The sequence below is a fragment of the Variovorax sp. Soil_C_33 genome (assembly GCF_057656935.1).
The window spans coordinates 72,911-99,252 of record NZ_JBDGJK010000018.1 but is presented as its reverse complement, the minus strand read 5'-3'; the positions used below and the strand labels follow the sequence as shown (position 1 = coordinate 99,252).

Here is a 26,342-nt window from a genome sequence, read left to right as displayed (position 1 = left end):
CATGGCCAACCCTTCCTTCGATGCCACGACCCTGGGCGCGTCCCACCCGCTTGCCGCGCGCGAACTGGCGCATGCCTGCGGCGCCGAGATCGAGTGGGTGGTTCAACTGGTCGACATGGGCATCGTCGAGGTGCGCGCGACGGCCGAACGCCCGGAGGACTGGTGCTTTTACAGCGCCGACCTGCAATGCGCGCTCGCCGCGCGCCGGCTCGAGCGCGATTTCGGCGTCGGGCTCGACGCCGCGGCGCTGATCCTCGACCTGGAGCACGAAGTACGCCGGCTCAAGGCGGTGCTGCGCGCGCGGGGACTCGAACGCGAAGCTTGAGCGTTTCGCATGACATCTCGCTGGACAAGCTGATTTCGAAGTAGGAGGCGGCTGGCAGACAGCGGCCGCGGGACGTGCAGACTCCTAGGGCCTGTTAACAGGCCCTAACATTCCGGCCTTCGAAGGAGTTCCCCATGTCCGTGGTCTGTGCCGCCTGCAAGACCGAAAACCGCGCCAATGCCATGTTCTGCCATGGCTGTGCGGCCAAGCTGCCCGGCTTTGCCGCCACCGGGCCGTCGGCGCTCGAAGGGATGAAGCCGATGCGGCCAGCGCCAGCAGCCACGCGGGCCGCAGGGCCGACCCCCGGCATGCTGCCGATTGAGACGCGCGCCTTCTGGATCCGCTTTGCCGTGCTGTCGGTCGTGATCACCGCATGCTTCGGCAGCTGGGTGGCCTATGTGACGCGCAAGCCGCCGGCATCCGCGCCGGCACCCGTTGCCGCGGTGGCTCCCGCGAAACCGGCTGTTCCGGTGCGGGCATCGGTGCCTCCGGCGGCGCCGCTCGACCGCGTGCCCCTGCTCATGTCAGAGCCGGTGCGAACGGTGGAAGCGCTCGGTCCGAAAGAGACGATCGTGGAGCCGGGCCCCGTGCGCGCGGAACCCGAACGCCCCATCGCCTCCTATCAGCCCGCCGTGCCGATCGAGCGCACGGTTCCGCCTCGCAAGGTCGTGGCCCGCAACGACGGCAATGGCGGCAATGGCGGCAACGGCGCCGCCGACCCGCGCCCCGGCTGCGCCCACCTCAACTTCATCGCCGCGGCCCGCTGCGAAGCGGCGCAATGCGCGAGGAGCCCGTTCAACCACCACCCGCACTGCAACGCGGTGCGCGAGCAGACGCGGCGCGACATCGCGCGGCGCAACCCGAGCTTCTGAGCCTGCGCAGCGCGCCAGGCATACCGCTTCGACATATCCAAAAGTCTCCTGATCCCGGCCAAGAGCGAGGCCGAAAACGTGCCAGCAGCTAGCGAATTCGGTATGGCTGCATCTTCACGATCTCCTGCCGAACCGTCACCGAAAAGGAAGAACACATGCCCACAGCCCAGACACTCGAACGCTTCATCGCCCGCGTCGAAGAGAACGCGCATGCCGAAGCGGTCGAGGAGTTCTACACCGCGAATGCCTCGCTGCAGGAGAACCAGGAGGCGCCGCGCGTCGGCCGCGATGCGGCCATCGCACGCGAACGCGCCATGCTGGCCAAGGCCACCTCGATCAGTTCGACCTGCGTGCGCCCGGTGTTCGTGAACGGCGACAAGGCCGTCATCCGCTGGATCTTCCACTTCGAGTGGAAGGACGGCACGGCCACCCACATGGAGGAGCTCGCCTACCAGCGCTGGGAGGGTGAACGCATCGCCGAGGAGACCTTCTTCTACGACCCGGCGCAGCGCGCGCCCATCAAGTCGAGGCCGTAGAACGCCGGATTCCTGCGCGCGCGTAGGAAGCTGCCGACAGACACGCGGCAGGCGCTATGGAAAGTGGGCGGCTTCGGTCAAACTTTGATGGAGTTCCCCATGCCCGTGGTCTGCGACGTCTGCAGAACCCCCAACCCCGACAGCGCGATGTTCTGTGACAGCTGCGCCAGCGCGCTGCGCCGCCTGGCGCCCGCCGGCTTCTCCGCAATGGAATTGAGCAAAGGGCCGCGCCTGAACGGCTGGCCGATATCGAACAGGGCGCCGCTGGCTCCTGCTGCCGCGGCGCCGGGCAGGACCATGGGGTTGCGCATGCGCCTCGGCCTGCTGGCGCTCGCGATAGGCACTGCCTCGCTGGCGGGCTTCCTGGTCCTCCAGCGCGTTCATATCACGTAGAGATCGACGTACTCGTGCACCGGCAGCGCCTCCAGCGCCTGCTGGTCCAGCGAGACGGCGAGGATCGCGTCCTGCTGCTTCTTCGGGAAGCGCCGCGCGAGGTTGGTGCGGAACTTGGCTTCCAGCAACGGGATGCCGTCCGCGCGGCGGTGCTTGTGGCCGATCGGATACTCGACCGCCACTTCCTCCAGCGTCTTGCCGTCCTTGATCCCGATCGTGAGCGCGTTCGCGATGCTGCGCTTCTCGGGGTCGTGATAGTCGCGGGTGTACCGCGGGTCCTCCACGCAGGCGATCCTGTCGCGCAGCGCGTCGATGCGCGGATCGGCCGCCACCGCGTCTTCGTAGTCGCCGGCCGTGAGCCGGCCGAAGATCAGCGGCACCGCCACCATGTACTGGATGCAGTGGTCGCGGTCGGCTGGGTTGTTCAAGGGCCCCTTCTTGTCGATGATGCGGATGCAGGCCTCGTGCGTGCGGATCGTCACGCGCTCGATGTCCTCCACCGTCCTGCCGGCCTTCTTCAGCCGCGCATGCAGCGTCATCGCGGCCTCCACTGCCGTCTGGCTATGGAACTCGGCCGGGAAGCTGATCTTGAACAGCACGTGCTCCATCACGTAGGAGCCGTAGGGCCGCTGGAACCTGAAGGGCTGCCCCTTGAACAGCACGTCGTAGAAGCCCCAGCCCTTGGCGGTGAGCACGCTCGGGCAGCCCATCTCGCCGGTCTTCGCGATCAGCGCCAGGCGCACCGCACGGCTGGTGGCATCGCCGGCGGCCCAGCTCTTGCGACTGCCGGTGTTGGGCGCATGGCGGTAGGTGCGCAGCGACTGGCCGTCGACCCAGGCCAGCGACACCGCATTGACGATCTCTTCGCGCGAGAGGCCGAGCATCTGCGCCACCACCGCGGTCGAGGCCACCTTGACCAGCACCACGTGGTCGAGCCCGACCTCGTTGAAGCTGTTCTCCAGCGCAATGCAGCCCTGGAGCTCGTGCGCCTTGATCATGGCGGTGAGCACATCCTTCATCGTCAACGGCTTCTTGCCGGCGGCCACCGCATTGCGGCTGAGCCAGTCGGCCGTGGCGAGGATGCCGCCGAGGTTGTCGCTCGGGTGGCCCCACTCGGCGGCGAGCCATGTGTCGTTGAAGTCGAGCCAACGGATCATCGCGCCGATGTTGAAGGCCGCCTGCACCGGGTCGAGCTGGTGCCGGGTGCCCGGCACCCGGGCGCCGTGCGGCACCGCCGTGCCGGGAACGATGGGGCCGAGCAGCTTGGTGCAGGCCGGGTACTCGAGCGCCTCGAGGCCGCAGCCCAGCGTGTCGATCAGGCAGTGGCGCGCGGTCTCGTAGGCCAGCGGGCTGGCAATCCGGTAGTCGAGCACATAGTCGACGATGTCGACGAGCACGCGGTCGGGTTCGGGGCGGATGGTGTTGATGGCTGCGGACATGGTTTCTTTCTTCAAACGCGCTCCTCGATCGGCACGAAGCGCAGGTCTTCCGGGCCGGTGTAGTTCGCGCTCGGCCGGATGATCTTGTTGTCGATGCGCTGCTCGATGATGTGCGCCGCCCAGCCGCTGGTGCGGGCGATCACGAACAGCGGCGTGAACATCGCGGTCGGCACGCCCATCATGTGGTAGCTGACGGCGCTGAACCAGTCGAGGTTGGGGAACATCTTCTTCGCGTCCCACATCACGGTTTCAAGCCGCTCGGCGATGTCGAACATCCTGGTCGATCCGGCCTCCTGCGACAGCTTCGTCGCAACCCGCTTGATAACCTCGTTGCGCGGATCGGCCACCGTGTAGACCGGGTGGCCGAAGCCGATCACCACCTCCTTCGCCTCGACGCGGCGGCGAATGTCGGCTTCGGCCTCGTCGGGCGAGTCGTAGCGCTTCTGGATCTCGAAAGCCGCTTCGTTGGCGCCGCCGTGCTTGGGTCCGCGCAGTGCGCCGATGGCACCGGTGATGGCCGAGTACACGTCCGAGCCGGTGCCCGCCACCACGCGCGCGGTGAAGGTCGAGGCATTGAACTCGTGCTCGGCATACAGGTTGAGCGAGGTGTGCATCGCGCGCTCCCAACTTGCTGTCGGCGCCCTGCCGTGCAGCAGATGCAGGAAGTGCGCGCCGATGGAGTCGTCGTCGGTCTCGACCTCGATGCGCCGGCCTTGCGTCGACCAGTGGAACCAGTAAAGCAGCAATGAGCCGAGCGAGGCCAGCAGGCGGTCGGCGATGTCGCGCGCGCCGGAGGTGGCGTGCTCGTCCTTCTCCGGCAGCACGCAGCCGAGCGCGGAGACGCCGGTGCGCATCACGTCCATCGGATGCGCGCTCGCGGGCAGATGCTCCAGCGCTTCCTTCACGCTCGCCGGCAGCCCGCGCAAGGCCTTGAGCCTGGCCTTGTAGGCGCGCAGCTCGGCGGCGGTGGGCAGCTTGCCGTGCACCAGCAGGTGCGCGATCTCCTCGAACTCGCAGACCTCGGCGATGTCGAGGATGTCGTAGCCGCGGTAGTGCAGGTCGTTGCCGGTGCGGCCCACGGTGCACAGCGCCGTGTTGCCGGCGGTCACCCCCGAGAGCGCCACGGATTTCTTCGGCCTGAAGCCGGTGGACACGGGTGCTTGCATCATCCTTCGCAATCTACGCAAACTTCGCCACATAATTAAGCACTGAAACAGCGAATGATTGCGAATGAGGCAAGCCAAATTGCGAAGTATGCGAATCAACCAGCAATGAGGAAGACCTTCATGGGCGTGCGCCTGCGCCGCCTGCGCGAAGAGCGCAACCTGAGCCAGGTGGCGCTGGCGCAGCAACTGGGCCTCTCGCCCAGCTACCTGAACCAGATCGAGCAGAACCAGCGGCCGCTCACGGTGGCGGTGCTGCTGCGCATCAGCGCCACGCTGGGCGTGGACGTGCAGGCCTTCTCGGACGACGAGGAAGCGCGGCTCATTGCCGGCATGCGCGAGGCGCTGGCCGACAACCCCGGCGGCGAGGCGGTGTCGCTGGCCGAGCTGCGCGAACTCGCCACGCAGATGCCCGCGGTAGGCCGCAGCCTAGTCGCGCTGCACCGCCGCCAGCGCGAAGCGCTGGAGCGCATCGAGGCGATCGCGGGCGCTCTGGGCGACGGCCGCGACGAGCTCGCGCAACTGCGGCCCATGCCCTTCGAAGAAGTGCGCGACTTCTTCTTCGCGCACCAGAACCACATTGCCCCGCTCGACGATGCGGCCGAGGCGCTGGCCGCGCAATGGCGGCTGCGCGAAGGCAATCCCGGCGACCGCCTGGCCCGGCGCCTGCTGGAGCAGCACGGCGTGCGCGTGGTGCCGATGGAAGGCTTCGGGCCCGAGGACCACCGGCGCTACGACCCCGCCACGCGCGTGCTGCGGCTCTCGCCCGATCTCGAGCCCGGGCAGTACGCCTTCCAGATGGCCACGCAGCTGGCCTTTCTGGAGATGGACGAGGGGCTGCAGAATCTGGTGGAGGCCGCGGCCTTCACCGGCGACACCGCACGTTCGCTGGCGCGCATCGGCCTAGCAAACTACTTCGCAGGCGCCCTGTTGCTGCCCTACGGCACTTTCCTCGGCGAGGCCGAGATGCTGCGCTACGACATCGACCTGCTTGCGCGCCGCTTCGGCGTCGGCTTCGAGACCATCTGCCATCGGCTCAGCACGCTGCAGCGACCAGATGCGCGCGGCGTGCCATTTTTCTTCGTCCGGGTCGACCGCGCCGGCAACATCTCCAAGCGCCAGTCGGCCACGCATTTCCACTTCTCGAAGACCGGCGGCACCTGTCCGCTGTGGAACGTGTACGAAGCCTTCGCACAGCCCGGCCGCATCCTGCCGCAGCTCGCGCGCATGCCCGACGGCCGCGCCTACCTCTGGATTGCGCGCACCGTCTCGCGCGGGCACGGCGGCTGGGGCGCGCCAACCAAGACCTTCTCTATCGGCCTGGGCTGCGACATCAGCCACGCGCCGCGGCTGGTGTACTCCAAGGGCCTGGACCTGCGCGACCCCGAGGTGCCGACGCCCATCGGCATGGGCTGCAAGGTCTGCGAGCGTCCTGCCTGCCCGCAGCGCGCCTTCCCCTTCCTCGGGCGGCCGCTCGACGTGGACGAGAACCAGAGCCGGTTTGCGCCGTATGCGGTGGCGGAGATGCGGCCCATCAGGTCCGTCATGAAGGGAGCGAAACGATGACGCTTGACGCATGTGCCGCGCGCTGCAAAGGCGCCCACGGACCCGGGGCGGCGGGCGCCATTGCGGGGAAGCGTTGTGCTGGCATCCGGCTTCCCCAAACACCCCCGCGCCTCCTCCGCCGAAGGCGGTCTGCGGCCCGGGCGACTTCTGGGGCGGCGAGGAGCGCAGCCTGGGGGCGGGCGCGCGTGCGAAGACACTCGCGCTTCGTGATCTGACTCGCCGCGGCTGCCTGAGCGCAGCGCACCGCAGGGGCGCGTAGCGAGTTCCGCGGCGCCGCCCCCAGGCGAGCACCGCAGCGGAGTCGGCGCAACGCGCCGACCGCCCCAGCAGGAGCCCGGGCCGCAGACCGCCTTCGGCGGCGCGCAGGCCGCATCACGATCAAGCGGCGAGCGCGAGTTCCTGCCGCAGCACCTTCGCCGCCGCCACCATGTTCACCAGCGCCGCCTCGGTCTCCGCCCAGCCGCGGGTCTTCAGCCCGCAGTCGGGGTTGACCCACAGGTTGGCAGGCGGCACCACGGCCGCGGCCTTGCGCATCAGCCGCACCATTTCGTCCACCGCCGGCACGCGCGGCGAATGGATGTCGTAGACGCCCGGGCCGATCTCGTTCGGATACTTGAACTCGCCGAAACCTCGCAGCAGTTCCATGTCGGAGCGGCTGGTCTCGATGGTGATCACGTCGGCGTCCATCGCCGCGATCTCGGGCAGGACGTCGTTGAATTCCGAGTAGCACATGTGGGTGTGGATCTGCGTGCGGTCGGCCACGCCCGAGGCGCTGATGCGAAAGGCGCGCGTCGCGCCTTCCAGATAAGCCTTCCAGCCGGCGCGGCGCAGCGGCAGGCCTTCGCGGATCGCCGGCTCGTCGATCTGGATGATGCCGATGCGGGCGTGCTCCAGGTCGACCACCTCGTCGCGGATCGCCCAGGCGATCTGCTCCGTCGTCACGCTGCGCGGCTGGTCGTCGCGCACGAAGGACCACTGCAGGATGGTGACCGGCCCGGTCAGCATGCCCTTCATCGGCCGCGCCGTGAGGCCCTGCGCATAGGCGGTCCATTCCACGGTCATCGGTGCCGGGCGCGCCACGTCGCCGTAGATGACGGGCGGCTTGACGCAGCGTGAACCATAGGACTGCACCCAGCCGTTGGCGGTGAAGGCGAAGCCGTCGAGCTGCTCGCCGAAGTACTCGACCATGTCGTTGCGCTCGGCCTCGCCGTGCACCAGCACGTCGATGTCCAGTTCTTCCTGCTTGCGCACCGCGAGCGCGATCTCGGCGCGCATCTTCTCGCGGTAGCCCTCGGCATCGAGCGCGCCGCGCTTGAAGGCGGCGCGCGCGGTGCGGATCTCGGCCGTCTGCGGGAAGGAGCCGATGGTGGTGGTCGGCAGCGGCGGCAGCGCGAAGCGCACGCGCTGCACCGCCTGGCGCACGGCGAAGGGTGAAGCGCGACGATCATCGCCGGCCACGCGGCGCGCGAGGCGCAGTGCCACGTCGGCGCGATGCACGCGCGCGCTGGCGCGGCGGGCGGCCACGGCGGCACGCGCCGCAGCGAGTTCGTCATGCACCCGGGCTTCGTTGCCATCGAGCACGGCGCGCAGTACCCGCAGCTCGTCCAGCTTCTCCACCGCAAAGGCGAGCCAGCTATTCAATTCGGCATCGAGCTTGTGCTCCGCCGCGAGGCTGAAGGGCACGTGAAGCAGCGAGCACGAAGGCGCAATCCACAGCTCGCCCTGGTGCTTGTCCGCCACGGGCCGCAGGCGCGCGAGCGCGGCGTCCGGATCGGTGCGCCAGATGTTACGGCCGTCGACAATGCCGATCGACAGCACCTTGTGTGCCGACAGCCAGTCGGCCACGCCGGTGAGTTCGTCGGGCGTGCGCACCGCATCGACATGCAGGCCGGCCACCGGCAGCTGGCAGGCCAGGCGCAGGTTGTCCGAGAGCGGCGAGAAGTAGGTGGCCAGCAGCAGCTTCGGCGCACGGCGCGCAAGCTGCCAGTAGCTGCGCTCGAAGGCATGGCGCCAGGCGTCGGGCAGGTCCAGGCCGAGGATCGGCTCGTCGATCTGCACCCACTCGACGCCCTGCGCCTTGAGGCGCGCGAGCACCTGCTCGTAGACGGGCAAGAGCGATTCGAGCAGGCCGAAGCGATCGAAGCCGGCCTCCTTCTCCTTGCCGAGCCAGAGGAAGCTCAGCGGCCCCAGCAGCACGGCCTTGACCGCGTGGCCGGCTTTCTGCGCCTCGGCGACCTCGTCGAACAGGCGAACCGACTGCAGGCTGAAGCGCGTCGCCGGCGAGAACTCGGGCACGAGGTAGTGGTAGTTGGTGTCGAACCACTTGGTCATCTCGAGCGCGAAGGTGCCGTGCTCGGCGTGCGCGCAGCCGCGGTCGTGCACCTCGGCAGCCACGCCGCGCGCCATCGAAAAATAGCGCGAGAGCTCGGGCTCGTCGCCGCGGAAGTCGAAGCGCGCCGGCTCGCAGCCCAGCAGCTGGATGTGGTTGGCCACATGGTCGTAGAAGGCGAAGTCGCCGACGGTCACGAAGTCGAGCCCGGCGTCGCGCTGGGCCTGCCAGTGGCGCGCGCGCAGGTCGCGGCCGACGGCCTCGAGCGCGTCGCGGTCGATCTCGCCGCGCCAGTGTTGTTCAAGGGCGAATTTGAGTTCGCGCTGTGCGCCCATGCGCGGGAAACCGAGAGTGTGGATGCGTGTCATCCCCCGATGGTCGGCGTTCGTCGCCTATGATTCAAACGAAAGCTTTTGCTCGTCAACTTGAATTTCATTCATGGCCCAATCCGTCCTCGAGATCCGCCACCTGCGCACCCTGGTCGCGCTGCGCGACACCGGCAGCCTGGTGCGCGCCGCCCAGCTGCTCAACCTCACGCAGTCGGCGCTGTCGCACCAGGTCAAGCTGCTCGAAGACCGCTACGGCGCGGCCTTGTTCGAGCGCAAGTCGGTGCCGCCGCAGTTCAGCGGCGCCGGCCTGCGCCTGCTGCAGCTTGCCGATGCCGCCTTGCCGCTGGTCGAGGAGGCGGAGCGCGACGTGTCGCGGCTGGCGCAGGGCGGTGCAGGCCAGCTGCGCATCGTGGTCGAGTGCCACACCTGCTTCGACTGGCTGATGCCCGCCATGGATGCGTTTCGCAACCACTGGCCCGAGATCGAGCTCGACATCGTCTCGGGCTTCCATCCCGACCCGATCGCGCTGGTGATGCAGAAGCGCGCCGAGGTGGCCATCGTGTCCGAGCAGGACCCGGACGAGACGGTCGACTACCACCCCCTGTTCCGCTTCGAGATCATGGCCTTGCTGGCCAACGAGCATCCGCTCGCGGCAAAGACGCACCTCACGGCCCGCCACTTCGCCGACCAGACGCTGATCACCTACCCGGTGCCCGACGACATGCTCGACATCGTGCGCCAGGTGCTGGCGCCGGCGGGCGTCGAGCCCGCTCAGCGCCGCACCACCGAGCTCACGGTCGCGATGCTGCAATTAGTGGCCAGCGGCCGCGGGATCGCGGCGCTGCCGCTGTGGGCGGTGCAGGGCTACCTGGACCGCGGCTATGTCACGGCGCGACCGGTGGGCCGCAAGGGGCTGACCGGCGAGCTGCACATGGCCTGCACCGCAGCGACCTCGGCGCGGCCTTGGCTCGAAGATTTCGTGCGCATCACGCGCGAGAGCTGCTTCAAGAGCCTGCCCGGGATCGAGCTGCTCTGAAGATGCTCAGGCAACCAGCGTCATCGGCCCGCGGTGTCCGACCAGTTCGAGCACGCGCTCGCCCGACACGGTCTCGTGGGCGAGCAGTTCGTCCGTGAGTTCGTCCAGCGCGCGGCGGTGCGTGCGCATGATCTGCTGGCATTTCACGTTGAGTCCCTCGAGCAGCAGGCTGGCCTGGCGCACCGCGGCCGAGACCTGCCGCGATGCGTGCTGCGCCGGCAGCGCGCCCAGGCTGAACAGCGCGCCGTCTTCGCCGAAGCCGTAGCGCCCGACCATGTCGAGCGCCAGCTTCGAGGCCTGCTGCAGGTCGTGGCTGGCGCCGCTCGATGCTTCCTCGAACACGGCCAGCTCGGCGTTGCGGCCGCCCAGCAGCATCTGGATGTGCTTTTCCATGTCGCTCTTCAGCACCAGCGCCATGTCTTCTTCCTGCGTCACGAGCGTGGCGCCCAGCGACCCGCCGCGCGGCAGGATGGTGACCTTCTCGACCTTGCCGTAGCCCAGCACGACGGAGACGAGCGCGTGGCCGGCCTCGTGCACCGCGATGTAGCGGCGCTCGCGCTCGCCGAGCGCGCGCTGCGCGCCGTTGAGTTCGCCGATGCGCGTGGTCTCGATGGCCTCCATCAGGTGACCCATCGACACCGCCTGCGCATTCGCGCGCGCCGCCACCAGGGCCGCGTGGTTGACGACATGCGCGATGGTCGCCGGCGACAGGCCGGTGGTCAGGCGGGCCAGCTGCTCGTAGTCCACCTCGCCCGCCAGGCGCAGCCTGGCGGCATAGAGCCGGAAGATAGCGGCACGATCGCGCACGTCCGGCAGCTTGACGTTCACGCGGCGATCGAAGCGCCCCTCGCGCAGCAGCGCTTCATCGAGGTTGTCGACCAGGTTGGTGGCGCCCACGACGATGACGCCCTCGTTGGCCTCGAAGCCGTCCATCTCGACCAGCAACTGGTTGATGATGCGGTTGCCCTCCGATTCAGCCGGCCCCGAGCCGCCGGCGCTGCGCCTGGAGATGCCGTCGATCTCGTCGATGAAGAGGATGCAGGGCGCGTTCTTGCGTGCGGTCTCGAAGAGCTTCTTGACCTTCTGCACGCCGACGCCATAGAACTTGGAGGTGAACTCGCTGCCGTTGGTGGCAATGAAGCGGGCGCCGCACTCGCCGGCGAGCGCCTTGGCGAGCAGCGTCTTGCCGACGCCCGGTCCGCCGAGCATGAGCACGCCGCAGGGCGGTCGCGCGCCGAGCGCGCTGAAGCGCTTCGGGTTCTTCAGGTAGTCGACGATGTCCTGCAGCGCGTTCTTGGCCTCGCCGGCGCCGATGACGTCGTCGAAGCGCAGCCCGGTCGGCTTCTCGACCAGCTTGGCGCTTGCGCCGATGCTGTCCCGCATCATGTAGAGAACGGCCGCGACGAGCAGGATGGGAAGGAACACCCCCACCAGATCGCGCGCAGAACTCAGCGTGCGGTCGTCTGCAGCAGGTGCGCCTACCGTCGTGTCCGGCAGCACGACGAGCTGGAAGGATTTCGAATCGCCGGCCTTCGCCGCCTCGCCGACGACCAGCGCGGCGAAGGAGCCGCGGCCGTCGACCACGAAGTAGCGCTCGCCGCCGGTCGTGGATACGAGGATGGCATTGGCCGCGATGCCGACGGTGCGGACCGCGCCGGCGCGCAGGTCGCGCAGGAGTTCGGAGCCGTCCTTCTCGGTGCCGGTCCAGCCCGATGCCGCGTTGCGCATCTGCTGCGCGTCGCCGCCGAGCTGGTGAGCCTGTGGCGTCGCGCGCAATACCAGGTACAGGCCCGCCAGGACGGCGATGCCGAGCAGCGCCGCAAGGGTGATCCGGGCCGCGCCCGATCGGAAAAATCTGTGGAGCTGCTTCATGGGACGGCTGGAGGCGGTAAACCCGCATGCTAGGCAGTCTGCGAAGCGCGGGCACCGCGCCGGCGACATAAATGCCGCCGGCGTGGACTACTTCTCGGCGCGGCCGCAGTCCGCGTTGCGATCCTGCGTCAGCCCTCCTGCCAGCACCCTACTTCTTCTGCACCAGCTTGATCACGCTCGAGAAATCGAGCGCGCCATGGCCGGCCAGGCTGTGCGCCGCATAGAGGTTGCGCGCCAGCCCGCCCAGCGGCGTGGCCGCGCGCACCACGGCGGCGTTCTCCTGCGCGAGCCCCAGGTCCTTGAGCATCAGGTCGGTGCCGAAGCCGCCGGCATAGCCCTTGGAGGCCGGTGCGTTCTCCATCACGCCGGGCAGCGGGTTGTATTTTTCGAGCGCCCAGTTGCCGCCCGAGCTGCGCCGCATGATCTCCGACAGCACCTTCGGGTCGAGCCCGTTGGCGACGCCGAGCGCGATGGCCTCGGAGGTGCCGATCATCAGGATGCCGAGCAGCATGTTGTTGCAGATCTTGGCCGTCTGGCCCGCGCCTGCGCCACCCGCGTGGAAGATGTTGGCGCCCATCTTCTCCAGCACCGGGCGCGCGCGTTCGAGATCCGCTTCGGAACCGCCGACCATGAAGGTCAGCGTGCCCGCGATGGCGCCGCCGGTGCCGCCGGACACGGGCGCGTCGATCACGGCCACGCCGCGTTTGGCGCCCGCTTCCGCGACCTTGCGCGACGTCGCTGCGGCGATGGTGCTGCTGTCGATCACCAGCGTGCCGCCGGCGATTTTCTCCATCAGGCCGGGCTGGCCGTCGCTGCCGAGGTAGAGGCCTTCCACGTGTGCGCTGGCCGGCAGCATGCTGATCACCACCTCCGCACCGGCGAGCGTCGCCTCGGCCGATGCGGCGATCGGAAGGCCCTCGGTGCCGAGCTTCCTGCAGGCCTCGGCCGAGAGGTCGAAAGCGCTGAGCGCGTGGCCGGCCTTGTGCAGGTTGAGGGCCATCGGGCCGCCCATGTTGCCGAGGCCGATGAATGCGATCTTCATGTGTGTCTCCGTTATTTGTGTGATGTCTGTCAGGCCAGCGATGCGAGTTCCGCCGGCATCTCGCCGCGCACGCGCAGATGGTCCTCGACGAACCCGGGCGTGATCTCCTCGAGCGTGGCCGGGTCCCACTTCGGATTGCGGTCCTTGTCGATCAGCACGGCGCGGATGCCCTCGGCAAAGTCCTTGTGCGCGCAGAAACCGAGCGAGGCCCAGTACTCGAGCCGGAAGACCTCGGCCAGCGACATGCGGTGCACGCGCTGCCAGAGCTCGAAGCTGAGCGCCGCCGAGCTCGGCGCGCCCTTGGCGAAGGTTTTCGCCGCGGTCTGCAGCCAGGGGGCGTCGCTTTGCAGCGCGTGCAGCCGCTGGGCGATGTCGCCCAGGTCGTCGCCGGCCATCAGCGCGTTGATGGTGTCGAAATGCTCGCGCACCTTCGAAGGCGGCAGCTCGGCGCCCTCGCCCGCACGCAACAGGATGCGCGACAGCGCGGCGCGATCGGCCTTGGCCTCGCCGGTCCATGCGCCCGCGGCGATCTCGTCCAGCACCTGCGCCTTGCGCTCGTGCGGCACCAGCAGGTCGGCCAACCCGCAGAAGATGGCGTCGGCGGCATTGAGGTGGGCCCCGGTGAGCGCGAGGAACAAGCCCACGCGCCCCGGCATGCGGCGCAGGAACCAGCTGCCGCCCACGTCGGGGTAGAGGCCGATGCTGATCTCCGGCATCGCCAGGCGGCTCTGCGCCGTGGCCACGCGGTGCGAAGCGCCCGCCAGGAGCCCGATGCCGCCGCCCATCACGATGCCGTGGCCCCAGCACAGGATGGGCTTGGGGAAGGTGTGGATCAGGTAGTCGAGCTCGTACTCCTCGGCGAAGAAGCGCTCGGCGTACGGGTTGCGTTCGGGGCCACACTCCAGCAGCGTTTGGTAGAGCTGGCGCAAGTCGCCGCCAGCGCAGAAAGCCTTCTCGCCCGCGGCCTGCAGCAGCACGCCGGCAACGCCTGCGTCCTGCGCCCATGCGCGCAGCTTCGGCGTGAGCAGCCGCACCATCGCGACCGACAGCGCATTGAGCGCCGCCGGCGTGTTGAGCGTGGCCACGCCGAAGCGCTTGCCGCCGGCCGTCTGGATCTCGTCGAACAGGACCACGTCATCGCTCATCGGATGTCACTCTCGCCTTCCAGCAATTTGCGCGCGACGATCACGCGCATGATTTCGTTGGTGCCTTCGAGGATCTGGTGCACGCGCGTGTCGCGCACCAGCCGCTCCAGCGGGAACTCGCTCAGATAGCCGTAGCCGCCGTGCAGCTGCAGCGCCTCGTTGCAGACGTTGAAGCCCACGTCGGTCGCAAAGCGCTTGGCCATCGCGCAATAGGTGCTCGCATCGGCATGCCCGGCGTCGAGCCTGCTCGCGGCCAGCCGCACCATCTGGCGCGCGGCCACCAGCTCGGTCGCCATGTCGGCCAGCTTGAACTGCAGCGCCTGGAAGCTTGCCAGCGGCTTGCCGAACTGCTGGCGCTCGTGCAGGTAGCGGCGCGACGCATCGAGCGCGCCCTGCGCCGCGCCGACCGAGCAGGTCGCGATGTTGATGCGGCCGCCGTCCAGCCCCTTCATCGCGATGCGGAAGCCCTCGCCTTCGCTGCCGAGCAGGTTGGCGGCCGGCACGCGCACGTTGTCGAAGTTGATGGTGCGCGTGGGCTGGCTGTTCCAGCCCATCTTGTGCTCCTTCTTGCCGTAGCTGATGCCGGGCGCATCGGCGGGCACCGCGAAGGCCGAGACGCCGCCCGCACCGCCGCCGCCGGTGCGCGCCATCAGCACCAGCACGTCGGTCGAGCCGGCGCCCGAGATGAAGGCCTTGCCGCCGTTGATGACGTACTCGGCGCCCTGCAGCTCGGCGCGTGTCTTCAGCGAACCGGCATCCGAGCCGGCGCCCGGCTCGGTCAGGCAGTAGGACGCCAGCTTGCGCCCGCTCGTGAGGTCGGCGCCCCACTGCTCGCGCACGGCCGGCCCGCCCCAGGTGCCGAGCATCCAGGTCGCCATGTTGTGGATCGTGATGAAGGCCGTGGTCGACGGATCGACCGCGGCCATCTCCTCGAACACCAGCGTGGCGTCGAGCCGCGGCAGCGCCAGGCCCTCGATGCTTTCGGGCGCATAGAGGCCGCAGAAGCCGAGCTCGCCCGCCTTCGCGATCGCCTCCTTCGGGAAGATGCCTTCGGCGTCCCAGCGCGCGGCATGCGGCGCGAACTCGGCCGACGCGAATTCGCGCGCGGTCTGCGCAAAGGCCCGTTGCTCTTCGGAGAGTTCGAAGTCCATGCCGCCGAGCTTAGCGGAGGCTGATGGTGGTGTTGAGGCCGTGCGCGGTGTCGTCGTCGAACCAGCGCGCCGTCACCGTCTTGGTCTGCGTGTAGAACATGATGACCTGCTTGCCGTAGGGGCCGAGATCGCCGAGCTTCGAGCCGCGCGAACCGGTGAAGGAGAACATCGGCACCGGCACGGGGATCGGCACGTTGATGCCGACCTGGCCGACATCGATGTCTTCCTGGAAACGGCGCGCCGCGGCGCCCGACTGCGTGAAGATCGCGGTGCCGTTGCCGTTCGGGTTGGCGTTGATGAGCTCGATCGCTTCGTCGATGCTCTCGGCATTGGCCAGGCACAGCACCGGTCCGAAGATCTCCTGGTCGTAGATGGTCATGCCGGGCTTGACGTCGGCGAACACCGTCGGGCCGACGAAGTTGCCCTTCTCATAGCCCGGCACCGTCGGCTTGCGCCCGTCCAGCGCCAGCGTGGCACCGTCGGCGACGCCGCGTTCGATCAGCCCGTTGACGCGCTCGTAGGCCGCGCACGACACCAGCGGGCCGACGTCCACGCCCTTCTCGATGCCGGCGCCGACCTTCAGCGTCTTGGCCTTCTCGACCAGGTCGGGCACCCACTTCTGCGCCTCGCCGACCAGCACCGCGACCGACACCGCCATGCAGCGCTGACCCGCCGCGCCGAAGCTCGCGCCGGCCAGCGCGTTGAGCGTCTGCTCCTTGTTGGCGTCGGGCATCACGATGGCGTGGTTCTTCGCGCCCATCATGCATTGCACGCGCTTGCCGGACTGCGTGGCGCGGTGGTAGACATGGGTGCCGACCTTGGTCGAGCCGACGAAGGAGATCGCCTTGATGTCCGGGTGGTCGCAGATTGCGTTGACCACCGCCTCGCCGCCGTGCACGACGTTGAGCACGCCGGCCGGGATGCCGGCCTCGAGCGCGAGCTCGGCCAGGCGCATGGTGACCATCGGGTCCTGCTCGGAGGGCTTCAGCACGAAGGTATTGCCGGTGACGATGGCCATCGGGAACATCCACAGCGGGATCATGGCCGGGAAATTGAAGGGCGTGATGCCCGCGCACACGCCCAGCGGCTGCAGCAGCGTGTAGGTGTCGACGCCGTTGGCCACGTTGTTGGCCAGCTCGCCCAGCTGCAGGTTGCCGATATTCGATGCGTGCTCGACCACTTCAAGGCCGCGGAACACGTCGCCTTCGGCATCGGGCAGCGTCTTGCCCTGCTCGGCCGTGAGGATCGCGGCCAGCTCGGCCATGTTCTCGCGGATGAGCTGCTGGTACTTCAGGAAGATGCGCGCGCGGGCGCCGATCGGCGTCTTGCGCCAGGTCTTGAAGGCTTCCTTGGCCGAGGCCACGGCGGCATCGACCTCGGCCTGCGTCGCGAAGGGCACCTTCGCCAGCACTTCCTGCGTTGCCGGGTTGACGATGTCGCGCCACTCGGTGGTCTTGGATTCGACGAACTTGCCGCCGATCAGCAGCTTGACGGTCGCGACCTGGGTCGCGGATGTGGTGGTGGCGTCCATGAAATTTGTCTCCTTGAATGGGGTGCAGCAATCGATGCTAGCTTTGCACTTTTGCCATGGCAATAGACAAATACGCACCCACGATCTGCATAATTGCAACGCATGGATTGGGACAACCTGCGCTTCTTCCTGGAGCTCGCCCGCACCGGCACGCTGGTGAGTGCGGCCCGCCGGCTCGCGGTCGACCACACGACGGTGGCGCGCCGCATCCAGGCGCTCGAAAAAGAGGTCGGCAGCGCCCTCTTCTCGCGCGAGGCCGGTGGCCATCGCCTGACCGAAGCGGGCCGACGGCTGCAGCCGCAGGTGGAGGCGATGGAGAGCGCCTTTCTCGCGGTCGAGAGCGCGGCGCCCGCTTCGCGCGAAGGCCTCTCGGGCCTGGTGCGCATCGGCGCCACCGAAGGCTTCGGCACCATCGTGCTGGCACCGCAGTTGGCGCTCTTCGCGCAGGCACATCCCAAGCTCGTGATCGACCTGCTCGCGATGCCGCGGCTGGTGCACCTGTCGCGGCGCGAGGCCGACATCGTGATCTCGCTCGAACGCCCGGCGCGCGGCCCGGTGGTGGTGACCAAGCTGACCGACTACGTGCTGCGCCTCTACGCGTCGCAACGCTACCTGGCCTCGCATCCGCCGATCGGCTCGCGCGAGGATCTGCGCGGCCACAGCTTCATCAGCTATGTGGACGACCTGCTCTTCAGCAAGGAGCTGCAGTATCTCGACGAGCTGTACCGCCCCGATTCGTTCGCGCTGCGCAGCACGAGCATCCTCGCGCAGCACCAGGCCGTCGCGGCGGGCGCCGGCATCGCGGTGCTGCCGGCCTTCATCGCCGAGCGCGACAAGTCCTTGCGCCGCGTGCTGCCGGGTGAAGCCAATTTCACGCGCACTTTCTGGATGTCGGTGGCGTCCGAGACGCGGCACCTGGCGCGCATGCAGGCCACGTGGAACTTCCTGCGCGAGACGGTGGAAGCACAGCGCGAGCTGCTGTTGGCGGCAGAACCTCCAGCGCCATAATGAAAGGGCGAATCGGATCGACCTTCAGGAGGATCGAACATGCTGCTGCCCGCAGGCACCGAAGGCATGGCGATCAACATCGGCGCCGAGGCGATGCATCTGATCGTGGCCTTTCGGTCCGAAGCGCTCAGCGCCGGCGTTGGCCCGTCGCCCGCGAGCTGATTGGCTCCTCCGGGCGATGCGGCTTTCGCCCGCGCCGCGAATACTTCCCCGATGCGCAGGAACGGATGCCGGTCGGCATCCCGGCGCTCCCGATTGGAGGAAGTGATGAGCTCGGCCGCTGGGTTGACCATGAAATACGAGGATTCCCATTTCGCGCTCTGCGACGCCAAAAAGGCGACGGCGAAGGCGGCATTCCGGAATTGCTGAAACGGTTGGCGCCGCTGGGCCTCGTTGCCCGGGCGCGCCGGGTCTGGCACGGTCCCTCCCACAGAGCCAGGCTCCTGTGCGCCGCGCTCCTCATGACTGCGTCGAGCTTCGGCTTGTCGATGGCGGTCGCTTCTCTTGGCGCGCTTTAGGACCTACGGCCAGATCGGCGGGTGGCTGCCGGGCGGCATCGAGGGACGTGCCCAGCCGGCCGGCGTTCGCGCCAGCCGCGCGCTGTGGCGCATGGCGCGGAGTTCGCCGAAACCCGATGACGCGCTCTCGAGGCAAGGCTCCCTGTCGGGCGTGACCAGCGCCAGGCCGCCGGGCACCCGCCCGAGGCCGCGCAGCCAATGCCCGGTCTGCGCCAGCGAAAGCTGCACATGCCAGCTGCCGCCCTCCTGCTGCTGGCGCCACAGCGCAGCGGCCGCGCCCATCGCGATGAGGTAGCCGGTCGCCTCGTCGATGATCTGCATCGGCAAGGGCCTGGGCTTGCCGTCGCCGGCCGCCTCGCCTTCGGCGTGGTTGAAGCCCATGGCGGTCTGCACCAGCGAATCGAAGCCGCGTCGTCCCGACCAGGGGCCTTGCGCCCCGTAGGCCGAGAGCGAAACGTAGACGATGCCCGGGCGCCGCGCCGCAACTTCTTCGGCGCCGAAACCCAGCGCAGCCAGGCCGCCCGGCCGATAGCCCTGCACGAACACGTGGGCATCGGCCAGCAGGCGCATGAGCGCATCGCGTCCCGCTTCGCTGCGCAGATCCGCATGGGCCGAGAGCTTGCCGCGGCTGGTGTCGGCGATCGCTTCGATGTTCGGCAGCTGCGGCGAGTTGACGAGCATCACGTCCGCGCCGTAGGCCGCGAGCGCACGGCAGCCGACCGGCCCCGCAAGCACACGCGTGAGATCGAGCACGCGCAAGCCGGCCAGGGGCCGTTCATGGACGTGCAGCGGCGGCAAACCCAGCGGCGGCGCGTCGCCGATGCGCTCGAGGGTGAAGAGCGGCTGTGCCGCCACGGCCCGGCCCTGCGGCGTCGCGTCCCATTCGTCGAAACGCCGCAAGGCGCTGGCCACGAGGCCGGCTTCGGCCGCCGCCTGCTCGAAGTCGAGGGCCTTCCATGCGGCCATGGCCGCCTCGGCATCGGCGCGCTGCGCCGTCGCCGGAGTCAGCCCCATCAGGCGCAGCGCGCCGTCACGGTGATGCGCAAAGTTGGCATGCACGCGCACCCAGCCGTCTGCGCAGCGGTAAAGGCCGGAAATGGGGTCCCATTGCGGCGGCACGCGGCCGTCGATGCTGAACCAGGCCGTGCAGTCGAGCGCGGCATGCAGCATGTCGACCGCGACCTGCTGGCGGGGCACGCCGCGCAGGTGGCCCAACTCGCAGGCGGCCAATGCGGCGGCAGCGATAGCGCTCTGCGCCGCCGTGCCGACAGCGAAGGACGAGGGCAGCACCGGGTCGGCGCCGCTCAGTTGCAAGAAGGCCAGCGCATCGAGGGGCAGGCCGGCCTGCTGCCAGAGCCCCCGCAACGCGCCGATGACCTTCATCTTCAGTGCAGCAGCTTCACACCCGTCTTGGCCTGCAGCGCCTCGAAGGTCACGCCGTCGGCCAGCTCGATCACCTTGAGCCCCTCGGGCGTCACGTCCATCACGGCCAGGTCGGTGATGATGCGGTCGACCACGCCCACGCCAGTCAGCGGCAAGGTGCATTGCTCCAAGATCTTGAGATCCTCGGTGCCGTCCTTCTTCTTCGCCACGTGTTCCATCAGCACGATCACGCGCTTGACGCCGGCCACCAGGTCCATGGCGCCGCCCATGCCCTTGACCATCTTGCCGGGGATCATCCAGTTGGCCAAGTCGCCCTTGGCGCTCACCTGCATGGCGCCGAGGATCGACAGGTTGATCTTGCCGCCGCGGATCATCGCGAAGCTTTCGTGGCTGCCGAAGATGGCAGAGCCGGGGATGGTGGTCACGGTCTGCTTGCCGGCGTTGATCAGGTCGGCGTCGACCTGGTCCTCGGTCGGGAAGGGGCCGATGCCGAGCATGCCGTTCTCGCTCTGCAGCCAGACTTCCTTGTCGCCGACGAAGTTGGCCACCAGCGTCGGGATGCCGATGCCGAGGTTGACGTAGAAGCCGTCTTCGAGTTCTTGCGCGGCGCGTGCCGCCATCTGGTCTTGGGTCCAGGGCATGTCAGGCTCCTTTCTTGTCGATGTTGTTCTTGACCGGCTCCGGCACTTCGCTGCCCGCCGCGGCCTGCGCGATGGCGGCCTGCGCCTCGACCTTGGCGGCAGCGACATCGACCGCGGCGCTCACCGTTCGCTTCTCGATGCGCTTTTCGGGCTTGCTGTTGAGCACGATGCGGTGCACGTAGATGCCCGGCAGGTGGATGTCGTCCGGGGCGAGCTCGCCGACTTCGACGATCTTCTCGACCTCGACGATGCAGACCTTGCCGGCCATCGCGGCGGCCGGGTTGAAGTTGCGCGCCGTGAGGCGGAAGCGCAGGTTGCCCGACTTGTCGGCCACGTCGGCCTTGACCAGCGCCACGTCGGGCACCAGCGAGCGTTCCATCACGTAGGTCTCCCCGTCGAACTCGCGCAGTTCCTTGCCCTCGGCCACCATCGTGCCGACGCCGGTCTTGGTGAAGAAGGCGGGGATGCCGGCGCCGCCGGCGCGCAGCTTCTCGGCCAGCGTGCCCTGCGGCGTGAATTCGAGCTCGAGTTCGCCGGCCAGGTACTGGCGCTCGAACTCCTTGTTCTCGCCCACGTAGCTCGCGATCATCTTCTTGATCTGGCGCGTGCCGAGCAGCTTGCCGAGGCCGAAGCCGTCGACGCCGGCGTTGTTGGAGATGCAGGTCAGGTTCTTAACGCCCGAGTCGTGCAGCGCGTCGATCAGCGCCTCGGGAATGCCGCAGAGGCCGAAGCCGCCGACCGCGAGTGTCTGGCCGTCGGCCACGACGCCCTTGAGCGCTGCGTCGGCGGAGGGATAGATCTTGTTGGCCATGGTTCCTCGTTCGGAAATGGTTGATGAAGCGACTGAGACGATACTACGTACAGGCATACGTAGTATTTCGTAATGGAGACACCCGACACCGTTCTGCACGCGATCGACTACCGGCTCGCCTTCGAGCAGGCGCCGGTGGGCATGGTGCTGTCGCGCCACCGCATCATCGTCGACTGCAATGCGCGCCTGTGCGAGATGTTCGGCACCACGCCTCATGACCTGATCGGCGAATCGTTTCGCGTGCTCTACCCGAGCGTCGCCGAATTCGAGCGCATCGGCAAGCGCATGGAGCCCATTCTCAACGCGAGCGGCCGCTATGCCGACAACCGCATGATGAGAAGGGTCGGCAGCCTGCATGGCGCCTTCGCGGGCGAGACCTTCTGGTGCCACGTGAGCGGCCGGGCGCTCAACCGCGCCACGCCGCACGAGGCCGGCATCTGGACCTTCGAGGACCTGGGCTCGCGACGCTCGGCGAAGGCCGAACTCACGCCGCGCGAACGCGAGGTGGCGGCCCAGGTGATGCAGGGCTCGACCTCCAAGGAGATCGGCAAGGCGCTCGGCATCAGCCACCGCACGGTCGAGATCCACCGCGCGCGGCTGATGCGCAAGTACGCGGCGGCGACCACGGCTGAACTGGTGCAGAAGCTCATCGCGGGCTAAGTGAGCTACGGCACGATCGGAAACCATGTCTTCGTCCCCGCTCCCGCCTAAGCCGCACCATCGTGCGCGCGGCTTCCAGAACAACTACATCGAGTTCCAGCCCAGGAGCCTCGCCGAGCTGCTGCGATGGCGCCGCGAGGCCGCGCGCGCCGGCCTGCCCCGCCCGCCGCGCACGCCCATTCCGCGGGTGGCGCCCGATCTGCCGTGGCTGCACGTCAATGCACAAGCGGGCGCACGGATGGCGCCGGCCCTTACCTGGATCGGCCATTCGACGGTGATGGCCCAGCTCGGCGGCCTCACGCTCTTGACCGACCCGATGTTCTCCGAGCGCGCCTCGCCCGTGCAGTTCGCGGGGCCGCGGCGCCATGTACCGCCAGGCATCGCGCTGCGCGCGCTGCCGCACGTGGACCTGGTGCTGGTCTCGCACAACCACTACGACCATCTCGACGCCGCATCGGTGACTACGCTGAGCCGGCAGCCCGGCGGCCCGCCGCTCTTCATCGTACCGCTGGGCCTCCAGGCATGGTTCAGGTCGCAGGGCATCCGGCATGCCGTGGAGCTGGATTGGTGGGACAGCCACCGCATCGCCACGCCTCGGGGCGAGGCCGAAGTCGTGCTGGTTCCGGCGCAGCACTGGTCCTCGCGCGGGCCGCGCGATGCACTGGCCACCCTGTGGGGCGGCTTTGCCGTTTTCGCGCCGGACTGCCATCTGCTCTTTGCCGGCGACACCGGCTACTCGCGCGATTTCAGCGACATCCGCCGCCGCTTCGAAAGCCGGCAGACGGCAGAACAAGGCGGCGGCTTCGACATCGCCCTGCTGCCCATCGGCGCCTACGCGCCGCGCTGGTTCATGAGCGCGCAGCATGTGAACGTGGAGGAGGCGCTGCAGATCCACGACGACCTCGGCGCCAAGCGCTCGCTCGGCGTGCACTGGGGTACCTTCGAGCTAACGGACGAGTCGCTGGACGAGCCACCGAGAAAGCTCGCCGAATTGCGCCAGGCGCGCGGGATGCCGGAGGACGAATTCTTCGTGATGGCGATCGGAGAGACGAGAAGGCTCGCACCTCGCGCCTTGGCAATGAAGGAGCTCTGAACGATGAAGAGGTCCTCGCGCGCCGCAGGCTGCATTCTTGTGGCCTTCGCTGGACTGGCCGGATGCACGCTGCACAACGCACCGCCGCGCGAGGCCCGTGCCGCGCCGCCGCCCACCGACTGCACGGCGCGCGTCGGCGCCGACCGCAATGCCGAGCTGCCCGGCTACCGCCTGCCGAACGCAAGCGGCGGCACGGTCTGCGTTCCCTTGCTGTTGACCGCCAACCGCCCGCCGGCGGACTACGCGGGCCGCGACTTCCACGTCAACGAATTCACCGACGCGAAGCTCAAGGCACGCTGGAGCGCCTGCAAGGCCGATGCCGCCTGCTTCCGCCGCATCGATGCGCAGATGCAGCGCTGGCTGCCACCCAACAAGGAGCGTGCGACGCGCTCGACCGGCGTGGTCGATCCCTCGGGCCGGATCGATCCCGACGGCGAGATCGACCTGCGGCAGATCCGGCGACCGGCCTTCTTCGCCAAGGCGCCCTACAACGAATCGATCGCCGAGGCCGAGTCACGCACCTACACCGTCGAATTCAGCGCACCGCGCGACAGTTTCGAGCGCCTCGTGCTCAAGATGCAGGACACCATCAAGCTGCGCGGCTGGTACCTCGAGGGCACGGGCGTGGACGACGGCAAGGGCGGCAAGCTGCGCGCACTCGTCATGATGGCCAGCGGCGGCGGTGGCCAGCTCACCGCGATCCAGCATCCGGATGAGAAGTCCTACCGCATCGATCCGGCCACCGGCAGGACCGTGGGCGTCGCCTTTCCCAACGCCACCACCGAGACCATGGGCCAGCGCTGGTGGCGGGAGAACCTGCATGCGCTGAACGCAGCCGGCTTCGACGTGCTGAGCTACGACCGCCGCGGCGAAGGCCTCTCGGGCGGCTTCAGCGACACCCACACGCTCGAACAAGGCGAGGACGTGTTCCGCGTGCTCGAGCAGCTGGAGAGCGGGCGCGGCATGCGCATGCTGACGCCCGCCGGCCAGCTGCTCGAAGGCGCCGAGGCCGGCGGCCGGCTGCTCGCGGGCATGAAGGCGAACCGAATCCCCATCATCCTCGGCGGCAACTCGCGCGGCTCGATGTCCACGGCCTGGGCCATGACGACGAACTTCGCCGAGTCCTGCAGCTACGACATGCCGAGCGTGCGCTGCGCGCCGCCGAAAGGCCTGAAGAACATCAAGGGCGCGATCCTGCTCGCCTCCTTCGCGAGCGGCGCGGGCTACGTGCCGGCATCGCCCGACCTGGCCGATCGCAACCTCTTCGCGGCCGGCATGGCGGCCGAGCACCACATCGTCTTCTATCCGAGCTCGGCCACGCTCGCGGGCATGGACCGCTGGCCCGCGGCCTTCTTCGGCAAGGGACTGTGGGATCGCGCCGAGAGCGTGGAAGGCACGATCGCCGCCTACGACCGCATCCGCGGGCCGAAGGAGATCGTGGTGGCCCGCGGGCCGCATTCGATCGAGACCTGGGCGCCGGCCGACCGGCGCCATCTGCGCGAGCGCATGGTGGCCTTCGCGAAACTCGTGATCACGGGCGGGACGCGCGTGCCGGATGCCAAGCCGTGGTCCGATCTCAAGTCGCTGGTCGCGACCACGCCCGATTCGTGGGAGCCTTCCTCGTTGCCGGCGCGCTAGCCACCTGCATCCTCGAAGCCCCGGAAGACCGAGAAATTCTCGACCGGCTCTCTCGGCATCCCCAGATCGTTCACCGCCGCATCGGCGTCGGCGTAGCCCAGCGACATGCCGCACACGACCGACTGCGTGGGCGGCAGGCGAAGGAACTCCACGATGAGCGGCTCGTAGCGCACGAACGAAACCTGCGGGCAAGTATCGAGGCCCCTGGCCTTGGCGGCGATCATCAGCGTCTGCAGGAACATGCCGCAATCCGCCCAGCTGTGCTTCGTCAGGCGGCTGTCGATGGTGAAGATGAGCCCGACCGGCGCATCGAAGAAGCAGAGGTTGCGCCCCGACTGCCGGTTGCGAGCCGCCGCATCGTTGCGATCGATCCCGAGCGCGGCGTAGTACCGGGCGCCGAAGTCGGCCTGCCGCGATGCGCAGGCGGCCGGCAGATCGTCCGGGAAGTGCCGCGAAGGCGGCAGCTCATTGCGCTCATGCGACAGCGACAGGGCCTCGCTCAACAGGCGCTTAGGCTCGCCTGCCAGGACGTGGACGGACCACGGTTGCGTGTTCGAGTTGCTCGGCGCGCAACGTGCGACATCGAGGATCTCCGCCACCGCGGACTTGGGGACCGGCGTCGGCCGAAAGGCGCGGACCGTCCGGCGCGACCGGATCACGGCCTCCACGACGCTGCGTACTGTGGACCCTTCCGCCACCACGGGACGATCTGCGTTCATCATGCCGCGATGTTGCCCCAGCGCGTGTTCGCCATCCAGTGAACATTGAGCAAGATCGTCATGCACGAAATGAAAGATCCCGAGTGCCCGCGAGGTCGACCAACTGCTCCCTGAGCCAAAGGTGCGCGGGATCGTGTTCGTCCCGCCGGTGCCATATGGCGCGCACGGTGGCATGCTGCGCCGCATAGGGCAAGGGCTTTGCCAACAGCTCGCGCCGCGCGAGAAAGGCCTGAGCGAGTGGCGCCGGCACGATGGAGATCATGTCGCTGCCCAGCAGAAGATCGGGCACGGCCAGCGAATGCGGCACCGTGATCCGGTAGTGGGGGCGCTTCCCGGCCGCCGCCAATGCATCCTCCAGCGCCGAACGATCGAACATCTCCGACTGGCGCGCCAATCCGCGCTCGACGATGTAGCCGCTGACCGCCCCCTCCTCCTGGCCGCCGAGCGACACCGTCAGCAGCGGGAACGCGGCCAGGTCCTCGATCCGCGGCTTGCGGCGCGCGAGCGGATGGCCTTTGCGGAACACGAGCACGTCCTGCTGGATCCAGAGCCGCGCGCTCTGGAACCGGCCCGGGACGTCGGCGAAGATGCCCAGCGCGATGTCGATGCGCCCGACGTCGATCTGCTCGGCCAGGTCGAGCCGCGTCGCCGGCCGCACGACGAGATCGGACGACGGCGCCGCATCGCCCATGCGGCGCGCCAGCTTCGTCAGCAGGACCGAGGTGATGTAGTCGTTGGCCGCCACCACGAACCTGCGCGTGGTGGTCGCCGGCTCGAAAGGCTGGACGCCCAGCGTGTCGTGGATGGCGCGCACGGCTTCGCGCAGCGGCGTCGCCATGGCGAGGGCACGTGCCGTGGGCTCCATGCCCTTGGCCGTGCGCACGAACAGTTCGTCCTGCAAGGCCTCGCGCAGGCGCGACAAGGCATGGCTGATCGCCGACTGGCTGAGGTGCAGCCGCTTGCCGGCGCGAAGAAGGTTCCGGTCCTCGAAGACTGCGTCGAACACGCGCAGGAGATTCAAGTCGATGCGCTTGGGACTCAGCGGTGCCTGGGTTCTTTTCATCTTGCACCTCGTGCATTTTCGTGTTGCAGATTCATCGCTTCCGATGTCGAAGCCGCGGTGGCAATGTGCAGCCTCGCAT

At 68.5% G+C, this 26,342-nt stretch carries 24 protein-coding genes; 10 read left to right on the top strand and 14 right to left on the bottom strand.

Features of this window, described 5'->3' with window-relative positions; translation table 11 throughout:
* Position 1 precedes the first annotated feature (1 nt).
* From AC3A6B_RS24250 to AC3A6B_RS24240, 3 genes are all read left to right on the top strand, one after another.
* Entirely contained in the window at positions 2–325 is a 324-nt protein-coding gene (locus tag AC3A6B_RS24250; RefSeq protein WP_487839199.1) for a chaperone modulator CbpM, read from the top strand.
* A 134-nt stretch (positions 326–459) separates the two neighbouring features.
* On the top strand, positions 460–1,197 hold the full coding sequence (locus AC3A6B_RS24245; RefSeq protein WP_487839198.1) for a hypothetical protein: 738 nt from the start codon (positions 460–462) through the stop codon (positions 1,195–1,197).
* Positions 1,198–1,352: 155 nt separating this feature from the next.
* Positions 1,353–1,733: a nuclear transport factor 2 family protein gene (locus AC3A6B_RS24240; protein WP_487839197.1), complete on the top strand. Its 381-nt coding sequence runs from the start codon at positions 1,353–1,355 to the stop codon at positions 1,731–1,733.
* A 77-nt stretch (positions 1,734–1,810) separates the two neighbouring features.
* Here AC3A6B_RS24240 and AC3A6B_RS24235 read toward each other — a convergent pair whose 3' ends face one another.
* The 3 genes from AC3A6B_RS24235 to prpC form a co-directional block, all read right to left on the bottom strand.
* Positions 1,811–2,044 carry a hypothetical protein gene (locus tag AC3A6B_RS24235; RefSeq protein WP_487839196.1) on the bottom strand — a complete coding sequence of 78 codons (234 nt, stop codon included), beginning with the start codon at positions 2,042–2,044 and terminating at the stop codon, positions 1,811–1,813.
* 69 nt (positions 2,045–2,113) lie between these two features.
* A complete protein-coding gene (locus tag AC3A6B_RS24230) occupies positions 2,114–3,565 on the bottom strand; it encodes a bifunctional 2-methylcitrate dehydratase/aconitate hydratase (RefSeq protein ID WP_487839195.1) in 1,452 nt (483 codons plus the stop codon).
* Positions 3,566–3,576: 11 nt separating this feature from the next.
* Positions 3,577–4,731 carry a bifunctional 2-methylcitrate synthase/citrate synthase gene (prpC, locus tag AC3A6B_RS24225; protein WP_487839251.1) on the bottom strand — a complete coding sequence of 385 codons (1,155 nt, stop codon included), beginning with the start codon at positions 4,729–4,731 and terminating at the stop codon, positions 3,577–3,579.
* Between the two features lie 105 nt (positions 4,732–4,836).
* On the opposite strand from prpC, the gene AC3A6B_RS24220 reads away from it, so the two are divergent.
* Positions 4,837–6,294: a short-chain fatty acyl-CoA regulator family protein gene (locus tag AC3A6B_RS24220; RefSeq protein WP_487839194.1), complete on the top strand. Its 1,458-nt coding sequence runs from the start codon at positions 4,837–4,839 to the stop codon at positions 6,292–6,294.
* 378 nt (positions 6,295–6,672) lie between these two features.
* Here AC3A6B_RS24220 and metE read toward each other — a convergent pair whose 3' ends face one another.
* Complete coding sequence (gene metE, locus AC3A6B_RS24215) at positions 6,673–8,991, bottom strand: 5-methyltetrahydropteroyltriglutamate--homocysteine S-methyltransferase (protein ID WP_487839193.1); 2,319 nt, start codon at positions 8,989–8,991, stop codon at positions 6,673–6,675.
* Positions 8,992–9,061: 70 nt separating this feature from the next.
* On the opposite strand from metE, the gene AC3A6B_RS24210 reads away from it, so the two are divergent.
* Positions 9,062–9,988: a LysR family transcriptional regulator gene (locus AC3A6B_RS24210; protein ID WP_487839192.1), complete on the top strand. Its 927-nt coding sequence runs from the start codon at positions 9,062–9,064 to the stop codon at positions 9,986–9,988.
* A 6-nt stretch (positions 9,989–9,994) separates the two neighbouring features.
* On the opposite strand, the gene AC3A6B_RS24205 is transcribed toward AC3A6B_RS24210, so the two are convergent.
* The 5 genes from AC3A6B_RS24205 to AC3A6B_RS24185 form a co-directional block, all read right to left on the bottom strand.
* A complete protein-coding gene (locus AC3A6B_RS24205; protein WP_487839191.1) occupies positions 9,995–11,860 on the bottom strand; it encodes an ATP-dependent metallopeptidase FtsH/Yme1/Tma family protein in 1,866 nt (621 codons plus the stop codon).
* A gap of 148 nt (positions 11,861–12,008) precedes the next feature.
* A complete protein-coding gene (gene mmsB, locus AC3A6B_RS24200; RefSeq protein WP_487839190.1) occupies positions 12,009–12,902 on the bottom strand; it encodes a 3-hydroxyisobutyrate dehydrogenase in 894 nt (297 codons plus the stop codon).
* A gap of 29 nt (positions 12,903–12,931) precedes the next feature.
* Positions 12,932–14,047 carry an enoyl-CoA hydratase/isomerase family protein gene (locus tag AC3A6B_RS24195; RefSeq protein ID WP_487839189.1) on the bottom strand — a complete coding sequence of 372 codons (1,116 nt, stop codon included), beginning with the start codon at positions 14,045–14,047 and terminating at the stop codon, positions 12,932–12,934.
* The gene (locus AC3A6B_RS24190; RefSeq protein WP_487839188.1) at positions 14,044–15,198 is read right to left on the bottom strand and encodes an acyl-CoA dehydrogenase family protein; all 1,155 of its coding nucleotides are present in this window, start codon (positions 15,196–15,198) and stop codon (positions 14,044–14,046) included. Before AC3A6B_RS24190 ends, AC3A6B_RS24195 begins: the two co-directional genes overlap by 4 nt.
* A 10-nt stretch (positions 15,199–15,208) precedes the next feature.
* Positions 15,209–16,729: a CoA-acylating methylmalonate-semialdehyde dehydrogenase gene (locus tag AC3A6B_RS24185; RefSeq protein ID WP_487839187.1), complete on the bottom strand. Its 1,521-nt coding sequence runs from the start codon at positions 16,727–16,729 to the stop codon at positions 15,209–15,211.
* Positions 16,730–16,831: 102 nt separating this feature from the next.
* Here AC3A6B_RS24185 and AC3A6B_RS24180 point away from each other — a divergent pair, with 102 nt between their 5' ends.
* Both AC3A6B_RS24180 and AC3A6B_RS24175 read left to right on the top strand, forming a co-directional pair.
* Entirely contained in the window at positions 16,832–17,737 is a 906-nt protein-coding gene (locus AC3A6B_RS24180; protein ID WP_487839186.1) for a LysR family transcriptional regulator, read from the top strand.
* Between the two features lie 39 nt (positions 17,738–17,776).
* Positions 17,777–17,899, top strand: a complete 123-nt coding sequence (locus AC3A6B_RS24175) for a hypothetical protein (RefSeq protein WP_487839185.1) — start codon at positions 17,777–17,779, stop codon at positions 17,897–17,899.
* A gap of 359 nt (positions 17,900–18,258) precedes the next feature.
* Here the strand turns inward: AC3A6B_RS24175 and AC3A6B_RS24170 are convergent, their stop codons facing one another.
* The 3 genes from AC3A6B_RS24170 to AC3A6B_RS24160 are packed head-to-tail and all read right to left on the bottom strand — an operon-like array spanning position 18,259 to position 21,090.
* Positions 18,259–19,638 (bottom strand): CoA transferase, encoded by a 1,380-nt coding sequence (locus AC3A6B_RS24170; RefSeq protein WP_487839184.1) that lies wholly within the window; start codon positions 19,636–19,638, stop codon positions 18,259–18,261.
* 2 nt (positions 19,639–19,640) lie between these two features.
* The gene (locus tag AC3A6B_RS24165) at positions 19,641–20,279 is read right to left on the bottom strand and encodes a 3-oxoacid CoA-transferase subunit B (protein ID WP_487839183.1); all 639 of its coding nucleotides are present in this window, start codon (positions 20,277–20,279) and stop codon (positions 19,641–19,643) included.
* Position 20,280: 1 nt separating this feature from the next.
* Positions 20,281–21,090: a CoA transferase subunit A gene (locus tag AC3A6B_RS24160; protein WP_487839182.1), complete on the bottom strand. Its 810-nt coding sequence runs from the start codon at positions 21,088–21,090 to the stop codon at positions 20,281–20,283.
* A 93-nt stretch (positions 21,091–21,183) separates the two neighbouring features.
* On the opposite strand from AC3A6B_RS24160, the gene AC3A6B_RS24155 reads away from it, so the two are divergent.
* The 3 genes from AC3A6B_RS24155 to AC3A6B_RS24145 are packed head-to-tail and all read left to right on the top strand — an operon-like array spanning position 21,184 to position 24,481.
* Positions 21,184–21,750: a LuxR C-terminal-related transcriptional regulator gene (locus AC3A6B_RS24155; protein WP_487839250.1), complete on the top strand. Its 567-nt coding sequence runs from the start codon at positions 21,184–21,186 to the stop codon at positions 21,748–21,750.
* 25 nt (positions 21,751–21,775) lie between these two features.
* Entirely contained in the window at positions 21,776–22,843 is a 1,068-nt protein-coding gene (locus AC3A6B_RS24150; RefSeq protein ID WP_487839181.1) for an MBL fold metallo-hydrolase, read from the top strand.
* Positions 22,844–22,846: 3 nt separating this feature from the next.
* A complete protein-coding gene (locus tag AC3A6B_RS24145; protein ID WP_487839180.1) occupies positions 22,847–24,481 on the top strand; it encodes an alpha/beta hydrolase in 1,635 nt (544 codons plus the stop codon).
* Here AC3A6B_RS24145 and AC3A6B_RS24140 read toward each other — a convergent pair.
* Positions 24,478–25,266, bottom strand: a complete 789-nt coding sequence (locus AC3A6B_RS24140) for a nitroreductase (protein ID WP_487839179.1) — start codon at positions 25,264–25,266, stop codon at positions 24,478–24,480. The genes AC3A6B_RS24145 and AC3A6B_RS24140 overlap by 4 nt on opposite strands.
* Positions 25,259–26,263: a LysR family transcriptional regulator gene (locus AC3A6B_RS24135; protein ID WP_487839178.1), complete on the bottom strand. Its 1,005-nt coding sequence runs from the start codon at positions 26,261–26,263 to the stop codon at positions 25,259–25,261. The genes AC3A6B_RS24140 and AC3A6B_RS24135 overlap by 8 nt, the downstream gene beginning before the upstream one ends.
* Positions 26,264–26,342: the final 79 nt, after the last annotated feature.